The following is a 15,367-nucleotide window of genomic DNA, read 5'->3' on the forward strand; positions in this document are numbered from 1 at the left end:
TGCCGCGAGAACCTGAAAGGCCCGCTGTCACCGGCGGGCCTTTTGCGTATCAGGGCGGGCAGGGGCGCAGGCGGATGGGCACGCCCGGTTCGGCCCCGATCTCGGCGCAGCGCTCGCCGCTGCACAGCGTCCAGCCCGACAGCGTCGCGCCCGAGGCTGCCAGCAGCAATTCCGGCTGCGGCGGCAGGTCGGGTTGCCAGACCCACCAGCCATCCTCGCGCCGCGCATCCGGCCCCGGCTCCATCCCCGCGCCCGATCCCTTGACCGCGGCGCGAGTCAGGGTCAGCCCGTCGGAATTGACCGACCACTCCTCTCGCCACTCGATCCGTTCGACCGAATGGGTCCAGTGCAGGGAAAAGCTGCCGCCGGACAGCGCGATCATCGCCGCACCGGCCAGCAGGCAGCTCATGCCTGCGCGGCCAGCTTGCGCCCGCGCCACCAGATCAGCGCGGCGAACAGCGCGGTCAGCGCGAAACCGATCTGGTCGGTCATCGGCAGGGCCGCGATCAGCGTCAGCGCCCCGGCGATGGCCAGCAGCCTTTCCGGCACCGACAGGCGATGGCCCAGCCAGCCCACGACCGCAGCCCCCCACAGCCCGATCGACAATCCGCATTTCAGCACGATATAGGCCACCGCCAGCGGAAGCCCGATCGAATCGGCCAGCGCCCCGCCCGGCTGCAGCATCAGCGCCGGGGTATAGACCGCCATATAGGGAATCACGAAACCGGCCGCAGCGACCTTGATCGCCTCGAGGCTGATGCGGAAGCCCGATTCCCGCGCGATGGGGGCGGCGGCAAAGCAGGCCAGCGCCACCGGCGGCGTCAGATCGGCGAGGATGCCGAAATAGAACACGAACATGTGGCTGACGATCAGCGGCACGCCAAGCGCCAGCAGCGCGGGCGCGGCAATCGACGAGGTGATGATATAGTTCGGGATCGTGGGAATCCCCATGCCCAGCACGATGCAGGTCAGCATGGTCAGGATCAGCGACAGCAGCAGCGAGCTTTCGCCCACATTGACGATGAAGATGCCGAAGGTATTGGCCGCGCCGGTCAGGGTCATGGTGCCGATGATCACGCCCACCAGCGCACAGGCGACGCCCACCGGCAGCGCCGTCTTGGCCCCGTCGGCAAGGCTTTCGATCACCTGCCAGATGGTTGCGCGCCCGCCATTGCCGAACAGGCTGACGGCCAGCAGGGCGCCTACGATCAGCCACAGCGCGACCTCTTGCCGGTTGCTGAGCAGATAGGCGACCATCAGCCCGATGCCGACCCAGAAGATCGTCCGCAGCACGGTCGAGGGGAAGCCCAGCATCAGCGACGCGCCGAGGATCAGCATGATCGTCAGCGCCAGGCCGACCGCGCCCGCAAACAGCGGCGTGAAGCCGGAAAACAGCAGATAGACCAGCACCGCCAGCGGCAGGATCAGATACCACCCCTCGCGCAGCGCCCGCCGGGCCGAGGGCAGATCCTCGCGCGCCATGCCGCGCAGGCTGCGGCGCCCGGCCTCGAGATGGACCATCCAGAAGGCCGAGGCGAAATAGAGGATCGCCGGCACGATGGCGGCGCGCACCACCTCGACATAGGCGATGCCCAGCGTCTCGGCCATGATGAAGGCGACCGCGCCCATGACCGGCGGCATGATCTGCCCGCCCATGCTGGCCGTCGCCTCGACCCCCCCGGCGAAGGCGGGGCGATAGCCAAAGCTTTTCATCAGCGGAATGGTGAACTGCCCGGTGGTGACGACATTCGCCACGCCCGAGCCGGAAATCGTCCCCATCAGTCCGGAACTGACGACCGAGACCTTGGCCGCGCCGCCCATCTTGTGCCCGACAAGCCCCAGCGAGACGTCGGTGAACAGCTTGATCATCCCGGCTTTTTCCAGAAACGAGCCGAACAGGATGAACAGGAAGATATAGGTCGCGCTGACGTAAAGCGGCGTGCCATAGATGCCTTCGGTGCCGAAGGACATCTGCTCGATCACCTGATCCAGTCCATAGCCGCGGGTCTGCAATGCGCCGGGGAAATACTGTCCGAACAGCGCATAGATCAGGAAAAACCCGGCGACGATGGGCAGGGCCGGGCCCATCACCACCCAGGCGGCGGCAAAGACTGCGACAAGGGTGACGATGCCGACCACGATGTCGATATTGTTGATGCCCCCCGCTCGCAGCATCAGCGGCACATATTCCACCCATTGATAACCCGCGATGGCCACGCCCGTCAGCCCCATCACCCAGGCCACCACCTGCAGGGGCCGCGCCTTGCCATGCAGCAGCGTCAGCAGCGGAAAGCCCAGCAGCAGCAGGAAGCCCAGGTGGATCGAGCGCTGGATCTGGCTGTTCAGGTTGACGATATGGGCCGAGATCGCGATCTGATACAGCGAGAACGCCACCGCGATCCAGAACAGCGCGCGCCCCTGCGGGCTGCGCGGAAAGCTCTCGGCCAGCGGGTCATGCAGACCCAGATCCGTGTCGGGCAGGGTGTGCGGGTGGGAGTCGATTGTCATGTGATGCCTTCGCAGACGCGCGCGCAGCCTGTCCGGCTGCAGCGAAAGGGCCAACGGGAAAAGCGTCGGCCGGGGCGCCGAAACGCCCCGGCCGGTGACGTCATTCGGCCTTTACGCCGACCTCGTCATAGTATTTCTGCGCGCCCGGATGGACCGGCACCGGCATCCCCTGCAGCGCCTTCTGCACATCAATGTCATTGGCGGCGGCATGGGCGGCCTTCAGCTCGTCCACATTCTCGAACAGCGATTTGGTCATGGTATAGGCCGTGTCCTCGCTGACCGCGTCCGAGCTGACCAGGAAGTTGATGACCGCGACGGTGGACACCGCCTCGTCCTGCCCGCCATAGGTGCCGGCCGGAATCTCGCCCGCGACATAGGGCGCGCCCAGTTCGGTCGCGATTTCCTGCGGAATGGCGACCACGGTGATCGGGATCGAGGTGGACAGATCCTTCAGCGAGGCGACGCCCAGGCCCGCCGATTGCAGCGTCGCGTCAAGCTGGCGGTTCTTCATCAGCTCGACCGATTCCGCGAAGGGCAGGTATTCGACCTTGCCCAGATCGTCATAGCTCATCCCGGCGGCTTCCAGGATCGCGCGGGCGTTCAGCTCGGTCCCCGATTTCGGCGCGCCGACCGAGACCGATTTCCCCTTGAGATCCTCGAGCGTCTTGATGCCGGATTCGGCGCTGGCGACGATCTGGATATAGTTCGGATAGATCGCGGCGATCCCGCGCAGCTTGTCCAGCGGCTCGGCAAAGCCCGCATCGGCATCGCCCTCGACCGCCAGCTTGACGCTGTCGCCCAGCGAGAACCCGATCTCGCCCTTGCCCTGCTGCAGCAGGTTCAGGTTCTCGACCGAGGCCTTGGTCGACTGGACCTGCACCTTGGCGTCCGGCAGCGCCTCGGTATAGATTTTCGACAGCGCGACACCCATCGGATAGTAAACGCCCGAGGTGCCGCCGGTCAGCACGTTGATGAAATCGGCAGCCCCGGCGGCCAGCGGTGCCGCAGTCAGCGACAGCCCCAGCAGGGTCGCCGTCAGACGGTTGCGAATGGTCATGTAATTCCTCCCACGGTTCTTCTTGGATGCGCCAAGACTAGGGGTGTTTGGCCGCGGGGTCAAAAGGAAAGCCCCGCCGAGGGGGCCGGGCCGGATAGGCTGGACGAGCAGCGAAAACGCTGACAGATCAGGCGTTTGCTTCGCGGATCTTCTCGGACGCTTCCTTGTTGTAGGCGATGCCGGCCTTGTCGAACAGCTGGTCCAGCTCGCCCGACAGCGTCATCTCGGTCACGATGTCGCAGCCGCCGATGAACTCACCTGCGACATAAAGCTGCGGGATCGTCGGCCAGTCCGAAAACTCCTTGATTCCTTGACGGATATTCTCATCCGACAGCACGTTCACGTCGCGGTATTCGACGCCCATATAGTTCAGCACCCCGGCCACGCGGCTGGAGAAACCGCATTGCGGCATGTCCTTGGTGCCTTTCATGAACAGGACGACCTTGTTGTCGTCCAGGGTCTGCTGGATCTGCGCGCGGGCTTCGGTCATGTGGCTGTCCTCAATCGGGGGCTTTGGTGGTCAGGGCGAGAGCGTGCAACTGGCCGGCAGGGCCGTCCATCTTGCCGTCGAGCGCGGCATAGACGGCGCGTTGCTGCTGAACGCGGTTCTGACCGCGAAAGGATTCGTCGATCACTTCGGCGGCAAAATGGTTTCCGTCGCCGGCGAGATCGGTGATGGTGATCTGCGCATCGGGAAAACGCGCGCGGATCAGCGCTTCGATGTCTTTGGCTTCCATGGCCATGCTGCATTCCTTCACTTTCCAGAACATCTAGGCCACGCCCTGCTGCACTGCAAGGGGTGGGGCCGGGCCGGGGGTCGCGCAGCTTGGCAAAACAGCGCGCCTGACGGGGCGACGTGTCGCTGCTTCGGGTTCACGCACACGCCAGTTGCAGGACCGGGCTTCACTGCCTAGACTTGCCCGCAGCCAACCCCTGATCCGCAGCAGCCATGCCCCGCCTGTTTCTCTCTCTGATCTTCGTCGCCGCGGTCATTCTGATCGGCGCCGTCCCGCGTGGGGTCATGGCGCATGGGACCGGGGACGTCATGCCCTGCCATCAGGCGATGCAAGCGACCAGCACCGTCGATCACTGCGATGTGGAAACGGGCGCGCCGTCCGGCGCTTGCGGCGTGATCTGCATCGGATCGGTGGCGGATTGGCCGCAGCCTGCAATCTCCTTGCCGGTGCGGCTGCACCATGTGCTGCCGCGGCGTGCGGTCCCGCTGGTCCTGCGCGGGCGGCAGACCGACCCGGACGACCGTCCGCCGAAATCCATCTGAGCATCCGACCAGCCGGGCCTCGGCCCACCTAGCGATGTGCCCCTGACGGGGTGTGATGGATATCTGCGATGACATGTGACCTGACACGACGCGGCCCTCGGCCCGCGTTTGCAGCGAGGCCCGCCGCGTATGAGCGGCCGCGTCGCGACCACATGCCGCAGCTTTCCTCACAGCCGATCCTGTCGACCACATCCCCCTGAGACAGCCGCCATCTAAAGCGGTGGCGATCCTTCCCGGCGCGGCCGCCCCTAACGCCGCGCACCTTACGGAGCTTAAAGAATGAACAAATACCTGATCGGCACCCTCGCCGTTGCCGCCGTTGCGGTCGCGGGCTGGTATGGCGCGCAATCGCTGACCGCCGACGACCCCACGCCCGGCCCCGTGGCCGAGGGCGCGCCGATGGTCGAGGTCGCCGTCCCGGCCCAGCTTTCGGCGCAGGCCAAGCAGGGCGAGGGCTATTTCAACGTCGCCTGCGCCTCGTGCCACGGCGCCGATGCCGCCGGCCAGGACGGCATCGCCCCGCCGCTGGTGCACCGCATCTACGAGCCCTCGCATCACGGCGACATGGCCTTTGTCATGGCCGCCCGCGCCGGGGTTCAAGCGCATCACTGGCCGTTCGGAAACATGCCCCCGGTCGAGCAGAACCTGACCGATGGCGAGATCGGCGCGATCATCGCCTATGTCCGCGAGTTGCAGCGGGCCAACGGGATCTTCTGATGCCCGGTTATGCCGCCCCTGCGGATCGGGCGCGCGGATGAGGCGCCTTGCGGTCCTTTTGGCCGTGGTCGTCGCGGGTGGCCTCTGGTGGACCCGCGGCGACAGCGCGGTGGCGCGGGGCCGGGTGCTGTATGACAGCCATTGCGCCGCCTGCCACGGTGAGCGCCTGCAGGGCCAGCCCGACTGGCAAAGCCCCGGCCCGGACGGGATTTATCCCGCGCCGCCGCACGACGCGAGCGGGCATACATGGCATCATTCCGACGCCGAGCTGGACGCCTATATCGCGCTTGGCGGTGCGGCAGCGCTGGCGCGGGACGGGGTCCGCTTCGACAGCGGCATGCCGGGTTTCGGCGATGTGCTGAGCGCGGATCAGATCGACGATATCCTCGCCTATATCAAATCCCACTGGCCCGCCCGCGAGCGCCGCTTTCAGGCCGAACGCAGCGGCAGGACCGATGGCTGAGCGCCTTGCCAACCCCACCCGCCGCGCCGGCGGGAACCCTGCGCCGCCTCGCGGGCGTTGGGTCCGTGTCGCGGCGACCCCTGTGGCGCGGCGCCTGGGCCTGCTGGAGGGGCATCGCCATGACCCTGATCCTGATCATCTCGACGGCGCTGGCGGTCTCGGTCGGTCTGTCCTTCCTGCTGCTCTCCCGCAGCCAGCCAACCACCGCACCGCAAGCCGCGCCGTTTCTGGGCGGCGGCACGCCCGACACCCACGCCTGGCAGCGGTACCACTTTCGCGCCTACACCATGACGCTGGTCTTCATCGCCTTCGAGATGGAGATGATGTTCATGTATCCTTGGGCCGTGGTCTTCGTGACGGAGGGGCTGGTCGCGCTGGTCGAGATGGGAATGTTCCTTGCCATCCTGTCGGTCGGCATCCTCTACGGCTGGCGCGAGGGGGTGTTCCGGTGGCAATGAGCTGGCTCACCCGACTAGCCGCGCAGGCCGCCGTGCCGGTCTATCCGTGCATCGGGCCGGGGCTGCTGGCCGCGGTCGAGTGGCTGTTTCTCTCGCCCCATCTGCGCCGGACCGCGACGCCCCGCGCCGCTGCGATCCTGCTGGTCGCGGGCCAGATCCCGCCCCGGGCGCAAGCGGGGCTGGACCGCCTCCACGACCAATTGCCGCACCCCCGCGCCAGCCTGACATGGGACGGCGCGGGCGATTCGACGCCGGACCTGCGCCGCCTGTGGCGCGAGTTGCTGGCGGGGCGCGGCGATCAGCCGGACCGGCTGCCCGACACGCCGCCAAACGAATGGCGCGGCAAGGGCGATCACGGGCAGGGCGGCAAGGGCATGATGGGCGGCGTCCCCTATGGCCGGCCCATGGCCATGACGGCCAAGGATCTGCGCGACGGGCTGGAGCTTGACGCCTATACCGCCCGCTTCGGCCCCTTCGCGCCGATGCTGCCGCCGGGGCTGGAGGTCGAGATCACGCTGCAAGGCGATGTGATCACAAAGCTGACGCCCTGCGCGCCGCCGTTTGACCAAGGCCTCGACGCCTCGACCCCAAGCGCCTGCGCCGCACGGCTGCTGCACCTGCTGGGCTTGCCGCTCGACGCGCGGCGGGTGCGGACTGGCAAGCGCCCCATGGGGCTGGCGAGGCTGCGTGCCCTGCCGCCGGGGCTGGGAGAGGTCGCGCCGGACAACGATGCGCGCGCGCGGCTAACGGCTTGGCTGGCGGGGCGGGAGGATGAGACCCACATCCCGCCGCTGCCGGACCTGCTGACCGGGCTGGAATGGCATGAGGCGATGCTGGTGCTGAACTCTTTCACCCCCGACGCGCTGCGGCGCGCCTGTCTTGAGGAGGCCGAGGCATGACCGCGCTGCTGATCCTCTCGCTGCCCCTGACGCTGGCGCTGGGTGCCTGGCTCGCCGCCAGTCTCGACCGGCTCGCGCCCGCGCTGTGGGGGCTGCCCGCAGCCGGTCCGCTGACGCCGCTGCGCGAGGCGGCGGCGCTGCTGGCGCAACAGACCATCCGCACCGAGCGGCCCGACCGACTGACCCTGCTGCTGGCCCCGGCGCTCTACCTGACGCTGGCGGCGGTGGGGCTGTCGGTCGTGCCGCTGTGGCCGGGTGTGGCGCCCATCGAAAGCCCCGTCGGCATCGTCATCTGGGGCAGTTGCGAGGCGCTGACCATCATCGCCGTCTTCCTGCATGGCTGGTCGCCGAACGCGCCCTTTCCGCTGATCGGTGCCTATCGCTATGTCGCCATCGCGCTGCCGGTCATGCTGCCCTCGATGTTCGTGCTGATCGCGGCCGCGCTGCCCGCAGGGTCGCTGTCGGTCACCGCCATCGTCGCCAGTCAGGAGCCATTGTGGAACGTGTTGCGCCAGCCGATGGGCCTGCCGCTGTTTCTGCTGGTCGGGCTGACCCTGACCCTGCGCGGGCCGTTCGATTACGCCGACGGCGCGGACATCGCCGATGGCACCTCGGCCGAGGACAGCGGCGCGGGGCGTGCGCTGTGGCAGTTCGCGCGGCTGTCGATGCTGGTCGCCTTCTCGGCCATGGCGGCGGCGGTGTTTCTGGGCGGGCCGCTGGGTCCGTGGCTGCCGGGACCGGTCTGGCTGTGGCTGAAGACGGCGGCGGTGATGGCGCTGACGGTGCTGCTGGGTCACGCGGTGGCGCGCACCAGCCCCAGCCGGATGTTGGGCCTGCTGTGGGTGGTGGCGCTGCCGCTGTCCTTCCTGCATCTGGCGATTGCGGGGGTGCTGGCGCTGTGACCGATGTGCTGATCCTCGCGCTGGTTCTGCTGGCGATCTGGTCCGGCTGGCGGGTCTTTGTCACCGATTCCATGGTCCGCGCCTCGTTCTCGCTGATGCTTTCGTTCATCGCGGTGGGCGGCGTCGGCGTGCTGCTGTCGGCGCCCTATATCGGGGTCGCGACCGTCTTCATGATGGCGGTCGAGATGATGGTCATGGCGATCTTCATGGTCGCCTTCATGATGAACCCGGCCGGGTTGAACCCGATGCAGATGGTTCATCAGCACCGCCTGTCCATCGCGGCGGGGGTGCTGGCCTTTGTCGGGCTGTCGGCGGCGGTGCTGATGGCCGATCTGCCCGCCGATCCGGTGGCCGAGGACAAGCGCGTGGTCTTCGATCTGGGGCTGGAGCTGCTCGGCCCCTCGATGCTGATCTTCGAGACCGCCGGGGTGACGCTGCTGGCGACGATGGTGGGCGCGGTGATCCTGTCGTCGCGGCAGGGGCGCTACGGCCCCGCAGATCAGGGCGCGCGCCCGCCGGGGCTGAGCCGGGGCGGCGAGCCGGCGGGGCGGCAGCCGACCGAGACCGGCGGCCATCATGGGCATGGCCATGGCGGGCACGACCACGGCGGCGATGACCACGGCGGGCACGACAACGGCGGCGGGCATGACCATCACCACGGGCAGGACGACGAGCACGGCCATGACCACGGCAACGGCCATGACCACGCACAGGGAGGACATTCCGCATGACGCTGATCATCGTGCTGATCGGCGCGGCGGGGCTGATCGGGCTGGGGCTTTACGGCGCCCTCTCGCAGCAGAGCTTCGTCATGCTGATGATGGGGCTGGAACTGATGCTGAACGGCGCGCTGCTCGCCATTATCGGCTTCTGGTCGCAGGGCCTTGCCGGCGCGCCCAAGGGGCAGCTTCTGGCGATCATCGTCATGGCCGTGATGGCGGTCGAGATGGCGGTCGGCTTTGCCCTTGTCGTCGCCGTCTATCGCCAGCGGCAGGCCGACACGACCGAGGGCCTGGGGACGCTGAAATCATGATCTGGACGCTGGCAATCTGGCCGATCCTCGCCGGTCTGGCCGTCTGGTGGCAGGGCGACCGCGCCGCGCGGCAGACCGCGCTGCTGGCGGCCTTGGGGCTGGCGGTGACGCTGGCGCTGGCAATTGCGGCGGGCGAGTGGACCGGCGCGCTGGACTGGGCGCCGGGACTGACGCTGCGCGCGGGGCTGACGCCGCTGGCCCATCCGGTCGCGCTGATGGTGCCGGCAGTGGCGCTGGCGGTGATCCTGTTCGCCGCCGGGCATGAGCCGGCGCGGGGGCTGGCCCGCCTGATGGGGCTGATGCTGATCTTCACCGGCGCGATGGAGATGGTGGTCATCGCCGGCGACCTCGTCACCCTGCTGATCGGGTGGGAGATCATGGGCGCGGCCTCTTGGGCGCTGATCGGGCACAACTGGCGGCAGGCCGAGGCGATGCCCTCGGCCAATTACGCCTTCATCATGACCCGGGCGGGCGATCTGGGGCTGTTTCTGGCCCTCTTTGCCTGTTTCGCCGGGGCCGGGTCGGTGGATTATGCGGCGCTGGACCGGCTGCAGGGCTGGCCCTTGACCGCCGCCGCTTTTGGCGTGCTGGTCGCGGCGGCGGCGAAGGCGGGGCAGCTGCCCTTCTCGCCATGGCTCTTCCGCGCGATGGATGGCCCGACCTCGGTCTCGGCCTTGCTTCATTCCTCGACCATGGTCGCGGCGGGGGCCTATCTGGTCGCCCGGCTGGCCCCGCAGCTGTCCGCCGCGCCGGGGTTCTCGGCGGCGGCGATTGCCTTGGGGCTGGCGACGGCGCTGGCCGGCGGCGTCGTGGCGCTGCTGCAGATGCACGCCAAGAAGCTGCTGGCGGGGTCGACCTCGGCCCAGCTTGGGCTGATGTTCGCGGCCGCCGGGGCGGGGTTTCCGGGCGTGGCGATCCTGCATCTGCTGGTTCACGCCGTCTTCAAGGCGCCGCTGTTCTTTGCCGCCGGCATCGCCCATGCCCGCACCGACAGCTTTGATCTGCGCCGGATGCGGCTGGGCACGGCGCTGAGCGTCACCGCCGCCCTGACCGCACTCGCCGCGCTGGCGCTGGCGGGCGTGCCGCCGCTGGGCGGGGCGTGGAGCAAGGAGGAGATCGTCGCGGCCATGGGCACGCTGTCGCCCTGGCTCGCGCTGATCGCCATGGTCGCGGGCGGGCTGTCGGCGGGTTACGCGACGCGGTTCGCTGTGCTCGCCTATGGCTCGGGCGAGCCCGAGGGCGAGGCCGGCCCGTCCCGCGCCGCGCTGGCGGCGCTGGCCGCGCTGGCGGCGGCGACGCTGGCGCTGTCGGTGCTGTGGTGGCCGCCCGCGCATGAGGCGGCGGCGCGTGCGTTGGGTATCACGTGGCCGCGCGGCAGCACGGTGGAAATCGTCGGCTCGCTTGCCTTCGTGGCGCTGGGGCTGCTGATCGGCCTGTGGCTCGCGCGCCATCCGCAAGAGCATCGCGCGGCCGACTGGCTGGGCCTGCCCTGGCTGATCGACCGCGCCGTCACCCGCCCCTCGCTGGCGCTGGCGTCGGGGCTGGCGCGCGTCGACGATGAGGTGCTGGACGCCCTGCCGCGCGGTGTGGCGACGGGCGGACGCAGGGGTGCCCGCTGTCTGGCGCAAGCCGACGACCGCATCGTGGACGGCATCACCCGCGCCGCCACCATCGGAAGCCTCGCCCTGTCGCGCGGGTTCAGCCGCGCCGACGATCACGGCATCGACGGCATGAACCGGGGCGCCACCCGTCTGGGCTATGGCGCCGTCGCGCTGCTGGTGCGGCTGACCGACGGCGCGGCGACCCTGACCAGCCGGCTGGGCGAGGCGATCTCGGACCTGATCCCGGAGGGGACCGGCCGGCTGATGGGCATGGCCGGCAGCGATCTGCGCCGCCTGCAGACCGGGCTGTCGCATCATTATTATGTCATCCTTGTCGCGGGCTTTGCCGCAAGCGCCGCAATCCTGATCATCGGAGCCTGACCCGTGCTGAGCCTCTCGATCCTCATCCCGCTTATCGGCGCCTTGGCGCTTGCCGCCATGCCCGCAATGCCCGAGGCCACGGCCCGACGCATCGCCATTGGCGTGGCCGCCATCCCCCTTGCCCTGTTGCTGATCGTCTGGGCCGGTTTCCGGCCCGGCGCCGGCTTTCAATGGGTCGAAGAGATGCCTTGGATGCCCGGCCTCGGCATCGCCTGGCGGCTTGGCGTGGACGGGCTGTCGCTCAGCCTGACGCTGATGAGCGCGCTGCTGTTTCTGGCCGCCATCGCCTGGCCCATGGCGCCGCTGCCCCGTGCGCGCAGCTATTACGCGTGGTTCCTGTTCCTGATGTCGGTCTCGCTGGGGCTGTTTCTGGCGCTGGATCTGGTGATCTTCTACGTGTTCTTCGACCTCGGGCTGGTCGGCATGTATTTCCTGATCGGCCGCTGGGGTCATGGCGAGGCCGAACGCGCGGCGCTGAAGTTCTTTATCTATACCCTCGCCGGTTCGCTGCTGATCCTGATCGGGATCATCGTGCTGGCGCTGTCGATGCCGGTGCTGAGCTTCGACATGCGCGCGGTCATCGCCGCCGCCCCGCTGGACGGCACCGGGCTGACGGCGGTGCTGGTGCTGCTGGCCTTCGTCATCGGCTTCGGCATCAAGACGCCGCTGTTTCCGTTCCACACCTGGCTGCCGCCCGCCCATGTCAACGCGCCCGGCCCGGTCTCGGCGATCCTGGCCGGGGTGTTGCTGAAGATGGGGACATACGGGCTGATCCGGCTGGCGATGCAGATGATGCCCGCCACCTTCGCCGATTGGGCGATGCCGATCGCGGTGGTGGCGGTGATCTCGATCCTGTGGGGGGCGATCGTGGCGCTGGGGCAGAGCGATCTGAAGCGCCGCATCGCCTATACCTCGGTCAACCACATGGGCTACACCGTGCTGGGGATCGCGGTCGCGGGCTCGGCCCTGGGGTCAGAGGCCGCGCGGGCCATGGCGCTGACCGGGGCGGTGGTCGAGATGATCGCGCATGGGCTGATCACCGGCGCGCTGTTCCTGATCGCCGGCGCCTTTTGGCAGCGGGCCGAGGAGTACGAGATGGACAGCTATGGCGGGCTCGCGCGCCTCGCGCCCCGGTTGACCGGGGCCACCGTGCTGGCCTCCTTCGCCTCGCTGGGGCTGCCGGGGCTGGCAGGTTTCGTGGCCGAGCTGCACATCTTTCTGGGCGCCTTTGCGGTCTATCCCTGGCTCGCGGCCGTGGGCCTGATCGGGCTGCTGATCACGGCGGCGCTGTTTCTGGACATCCTGCGGCGCGTCTTCTTCGGCGATCTGCCCAAGGCGCGAGAGAGCTTCACCGACCTGACGCAGACCGAAATCGGCATCCTCGCCGGCCTTCTGGCGCTGGTGGTGCTGATCGGTGTCTGGCCCGGCTGGCTTCTGGGCCTGATCGGCGCCGCTTCGCTGCTGCCAATGGCGGGCTGAGATGCCGGTCGGCGACCTCGCCCCCGAACTCGCGGTCCTCGTGACGGCGGTGCTGGTGCTGCTGCTGGCGATGTTCATCCCGCAGCGGCGGCATGGGCTGTGCGCGGCGCTGGCGCTGGCCGGTCTAGCGGTGGCGGCGTTGATCGCTGTCGCGCAGTTCGACGCGCACCGGCTGACCTTTTCTGGCACCTTCGCGCTGGACGCGGCGACAGGGGCGGCGCGGGTGATGATCCTGACCGTCACCGCGCTGTGTGTGCTGCTGTCGCCCGGCTGGTTCGCCAGCGACCGCCGCCATGGTGAGGTCTACGCCATGCTGCTGTTTTCGACGCTCGGCGCCATGGCGATGGCCGGGGCGGCGGATCTGATGCAGCTGGTGATCGGGCTGCTGCTGTCGTCGATCACCAGCTATGTGCTGGCCGCCTATCACCGCGACTGGTCGATCTCGGTCGAGGCGGGGATGAAGTATTTCCTGATCGGCGCGCTTGCCAACGCGCTGATGGTGATCGGGGTGGTGCTGGTGCTGGGGATGACCGGCAGCACCGGCTATGCCGGGCTGAAGGGGGCGGCGCTGACGGATGCGCTGGCGCTGGTCGGGCTGATGCTGGTGCTGATCGGGCTGCTGTTCAAGCTGGGCGCGATGCCGGCGCATACATGGGTGCCCGATGTGGCCGAGGGCGCGCCAGCCCCCGCCGCGGCGTTTCTGACCACCGTGCCCAAGATCCCCGCCGCCCTCGCACTGATCCGGCTGGTCGCGCTGTTTCCGCCCGAAGGGGCGCTGCGCCTGCTGATCGCGCTGATCGCGGCGGCGACCATGACGCTGGGGAACCTCGCCGCGCTGTGGCAGGACGATGTGCGCCGGCTGATCGGCTGGTCCTCGGTCAGTCAGGCGGGCTATGCGCTGATGGCCGTGGCGGTGGTGGGGCTGTCGGGCGAGGCGCTGCCGGCGCTGATCGTCTTCATCGGCGCCTATGCGCTGGCCACGCTGACCGCTTTCGCCGTCGTCACCCATCTGCGTGGCCGCACCGGGCTGGGCGATTATGCGGGCCTGCTGAGGCAGCAACCGCTGGCCGCTTCGGCGCTGATCATCGCGTTCCTGTCGCTGGTCGGCATCCCGCCGCTGGTCGGGTTTCTGGGCAAGTTCGCGCTGTTTCTTGCTGCGATCGAGGGCGGCTTTGCCTGGCTCGCACTGCTGGCGGTGGCCAATTCGGTGCTGTCGCTGTTCTACTATGCCCGCGTCATCGCGCCGATGATCTTTCAGCCCGCCGCGGACGCGCCCGAAACGCTCGACCGCCACAGCAAGGCGGTGATGGTCGTCGCGGCGGCGGCGCTGGTTCTGCTGCCGGTGGTGGGCGGGCTGATCTGGCCGGCGCTGCCCGTGGGGCTTTTGCCATAGACGCCGCACTCCGTTGAAACAGTTGACGGCTGTCCTGCAATTCGCACTCTGTCAGCGGACCTCAGAAGGAAGCCCCCATGTCGATCGCCACGCCCGGCCCCTATAGCCTCGTTCCCTTTGTCAGCGTCGACGACATGATGCGTCTGATCGCTGACACCGGCGTGGAAAAGATGCTGCGCGACCTTGCGGACTATATCGAGGACGACTTCAAGCGGTGGGACAGCTTTGACAAGACGCCCCGCATTGCCGCCCATTCCGATGATGGCGTGATCGAGCTGATGCCGACCTCGGACGGGCTGACCTATGGCTTCAAATATGTGAACGGGCATCCGTTGAACACCCGCGACGGCCGCCAGACCGTCACCGCCTTTGGCGTGCTGGCCGATGTGGCGACCGGCTATCCCCGCCTGCTGACCGAGATGACGCTGCTGACCGCCATGCGCACCGCCGCCACCTCGGCGCTGGCCGGGCGCTATCTGATGCCGCAGGGTGCGCGGGTCATGGCGATGATCGGCAATGGGGCGCAGTCAGAGTTCCAGTGCCTCGCCTTCAAGGCGATCTGCGGGATCGACACGGTGCGGCTGTATGACATCGACGACCGCGCGACGCAGAAACTGGCCCGGAACCTCGCCGATGGCGGACTGCGGATCGTCGAATGCGCCTCGAGCCAGCAGGCCATAGAGGGCGCGCAGATCGTCACCACCTGCACCGCCGACAAGCAATATGCGACCATCCTGACCGACAACATGGTCGGCGCGGGCATCCACATCAACGCCATCGGCGGCGACTGCCCTGGCAAGACCGAACTGCATCCCGACATCCTGCGCCGCTCGCGGATCTTCGTCGAGTTTCCCGAACAGACCCGGATCGAGGGCGAGATCCAGCAGCTCGACCCCGACCACCCGGTGACCGAGCTTTGGCAGGTCTTTGCCGGGCAGGCCCCCGGCCGGCAGAGTTCTGCCGAGGTGACGCTGTTCGACAGCGTCGGCTTTGCGGTCGAGGATTTCTCGGCCCTGCGCTATATCCGCGACCGGCTGAAGGTGCTGCCCTATTTCACCGATCTCGACCTGCTGGCCGACCCTGACGATCCGCGCGATCTCTATGGCATGATCCGGCGGCGGGCCGAGGCGGTGGAGGTTTAAGGGTCGCGCGGGCCCGACGTGATGACCGTCTGGCGCGGCCCGACTGACAGCACCG

17 protein-coding genes are annotated in these 15,367 nt (G+C 68.4%); 12 read left to right on the top strand and 5 right to left on the bottom strand.

Translation table 11 applies throughout. From position 1 onward, the window contains the following. Positions 1-49: 49 nt before the first annotated feature. The 5 genes from CYR75_RS05455 to CYR75_RS05475 all read right to left on the bottom strand — a co-directional run bounded on the left by CYR75_RS05455 (position 50) and on the right by CYR75_RS05475 (position 4,308). Positions 50-409, bottom strand: coding sequence for a DUF1850 domain-containing protein (locus CYR75_RS05455; RefSeq protein WP_101499157.1), 360 nt, complete (start codon positions 407-409; stop codon positions 50-52). Further along, positions 406-2,508, bottom strand: a complete 2,103-nt coding sequence (locus CYR75_RS05460; protein ID WP_101499158.1) for a TRAP transporter permease — start codon at positions 2,506-2,508, stop codon at positions 406-408. The genes CYR75_RS05455 and CYR75_RS05460 overlap by 4 nt, the downstream gene beginning before the upstream one ends. A 100-nt stretch (positions 2,509-2,608) precedes the next feature. Further along, positions 2,609-3,565 carry a TAXI family TRAP transporter solute-binding subunit gene (locus tag CYR75_RS05465; protein WP_101499159.1) on the bottom strand — a complete coding sequence of 319 codons (957 nt, stop codon included), beginning with the start codon at positions 3,563-3,565 and terminating at the stop codon, positions 2,609-2,611. A gap of 127 nt (positions 3,566-3,692) precedes the next feature. Beyond that, positions 3,693-4,055, bottom strand: a complete 363-nt coding sequence (grxD, locus tag CYR75_RS05470) for a Grx4 family monothiol glutaredoxin (RefSeq protein ID WP_101499160.1) — start codon at positions 4,053-4,055, stop codon at positions 3,693-3,695. A gap of 10 nt (positions 4,056-4,065) precedes the next feature. Then, the gene (locus tag CYR75_RS05475; protein ID WP_101499161.1) at positions 4,066-4,308 is read right to left on the bottom strand and encodes a BolA/IbaG family iron-sulfur metabolism protein; all 243 of its coding nucleotides are present in this window, start codon (positions 4,306-4,308) and stop codon (positions 4,066-4,068) included. A gap of 206 nt (positions 4,309-4,514) precedes the next feature. Between CYR75_RS05475 and CYR75_RS05480 the strand changes: the two genes are divergently transcribed. The 12 genes from CYR75_RS05480 (at position 4,515) to CYR75_RS05535 (ending at position 15,312) form a co-directional block, all read left to right on the top strand. Then, the gene (locus tag CYR75_RS05480; RefSeq protein ID WP_101499162.1) at positions 4,515-4,844 is read left to right on the top strand and encodes a hypothetical protein; all 330 of its coding nucleotides are present in this window, start codon (positions 4,515-4,517) and stop codon (positions 4,842-4,844) included. A gap of 279 nt (positions 4,845-5,123) precedes the next feature. Next, positions 5,124-5,561: a c-type cytochrome gene (locus tag CYR75_RS05485; RefSeq protein WP_101499163.1), complete on the top strand. Its 438-nt coding sequence runs from the start codon at positions 5,124-5,126 to the stop codon at positions 5,559-5,561. Positions 5,562-5,598: 37 nt separating this feature from the next. Continuing rightward, positions 5,599-6,024: a c-type cytochrome gene (locus CYR75_RS05490; protein WP_101499164.1), complete on the top strand. Its 426-nt coding sequence runs from the start codon at positions 5,599-5,601 to the stop codon at positions 6,022-6,024. A 119-nt stretch (positions 6,025-6,143) separates the two neighbouring features. Then, on the top strand, positions 6,144-6,482 hold the full coding sequence (locus tag CYR75_RS05495) for an NADH-quinone oxidoreductase subunit A (RefSeq protein ID WP_101499165.1): 339 nt from the start codon (positions 6,144-6,146) through the stop codon (positions 6,480-6,482). Further along, positions 6,479-7,381, top strand: a complete 903-nt coding sequence (locus CYR75_RS05500; RefSeq protein ID WP_158644589.1) for a hypothetical protein — start codon at positions 6,479-6,481, stop codon at positions 7,379-7,381. The genes CYR75_RS05495 and CYR75_RS05500 overlap by 4 nt, the downstream gene beginning before the upstream one ends. Beyond that, positions 7,378-8,283 (top strand): complex I subunit 1 family protein, encoded by a 906-nt coding sequence (locus tag CYR75_RS05505; protein ID WP_101499167.1) that lies wholly within the window; start codon positions 7,378-7,380, stop codon positions 8,281-8,283. The genes CYR75_RS05500 and CYR75_RS05505 overlap by 4 nt, the downstream gene beginning before the upstream one ends. Continuing rightward, positions 8,280-9,014, top strand: coding sequence for an NADH-quinone oxidoreductase subunit J (locus tag CYR75_RS05510; RefSeq protein ID WP_225972853.1), 735 nt, complete (start codon positions 8,280-8,282; stop codon positions 9,012-9,014). Before CYR75_RS05505 ends, CYR75_RS05510 begins: the two co-directional genes overlap by 4 nt. Then, positions 9,011-9,316, top strand: coding sequence for an NADH-quinone oxidoreductase subunit NuoK (nuoK, locus tag CYR75_RS05515; protein ID WP_101499168.1), 306 nt, complete (start codon positions 9,011-9,013; stop codon positions 9,314-9,316). The genes CYR75_RS05510 and nuoK overlap by 4 nt, the downstream gene beginning before the upstream one ends. After that, on the top strand, positions 9,313-11,298 hold the full coding sequence (locus CYR75_RS05520) for an NADH-quinone oxidoreductase subunit 5 family protein (protein ID WP_101499169.1): 1,986 nt from the start codon (positions 9,313-9,315) through the stop codon (positions 11,296-11,298). Before nuoK ends, CYR75_RS05520 begins: the two co-directional genes overlap by 4 nt. Positions 11,299-11,301: 3 nt before the next feature. Continuing rightward, entirely contained in the window at positions 11,302-12,777 is a 1,476-nt protein-coding gene (locus CYR75_RS05525) for a complex I subunit 4 family protein (RefSeq protein ID WP_101499170.1), read from the top strand. 1 nt (position 12,778) lies between these two features. Then, positions 12,779-14,170 (top strand): NADH-quinone oxidoreductase subunit N, encoded by a 1,392-nt coding sequence (locus CYR75_RS05530; protein ID WP_101499171.1) that lies wholly within the window; start codon positions 12,779-12,781, stop codon positions 14,168-14,170. Positions 14,171-14,247: 77 nt separating this feature from the next. Further along, on the top strand, positions 14,248-15,312 hold the full coding sequence (locus tag CYR75_RS05535) for an ornithine cyclodeaminase (protein ID WP_101499172.1): 1,065 nt from the start codon (positions 14,248-14,250) through the stop codon (positions 15,310-15,312). Positions 15,313-15,367: the final 55 nt, after the last annotated feature.

It is taken from the genome of Paracoccus jeotgali (assembly GCF_002865605.1).
GTDB classification, from domain to species: Bacteria; Pseudomonadota; Alphaproteobacteria; order Rhodobacterales; family Rhodobacteraceae; genus Paracoccus; species Paracoccus jeotgali.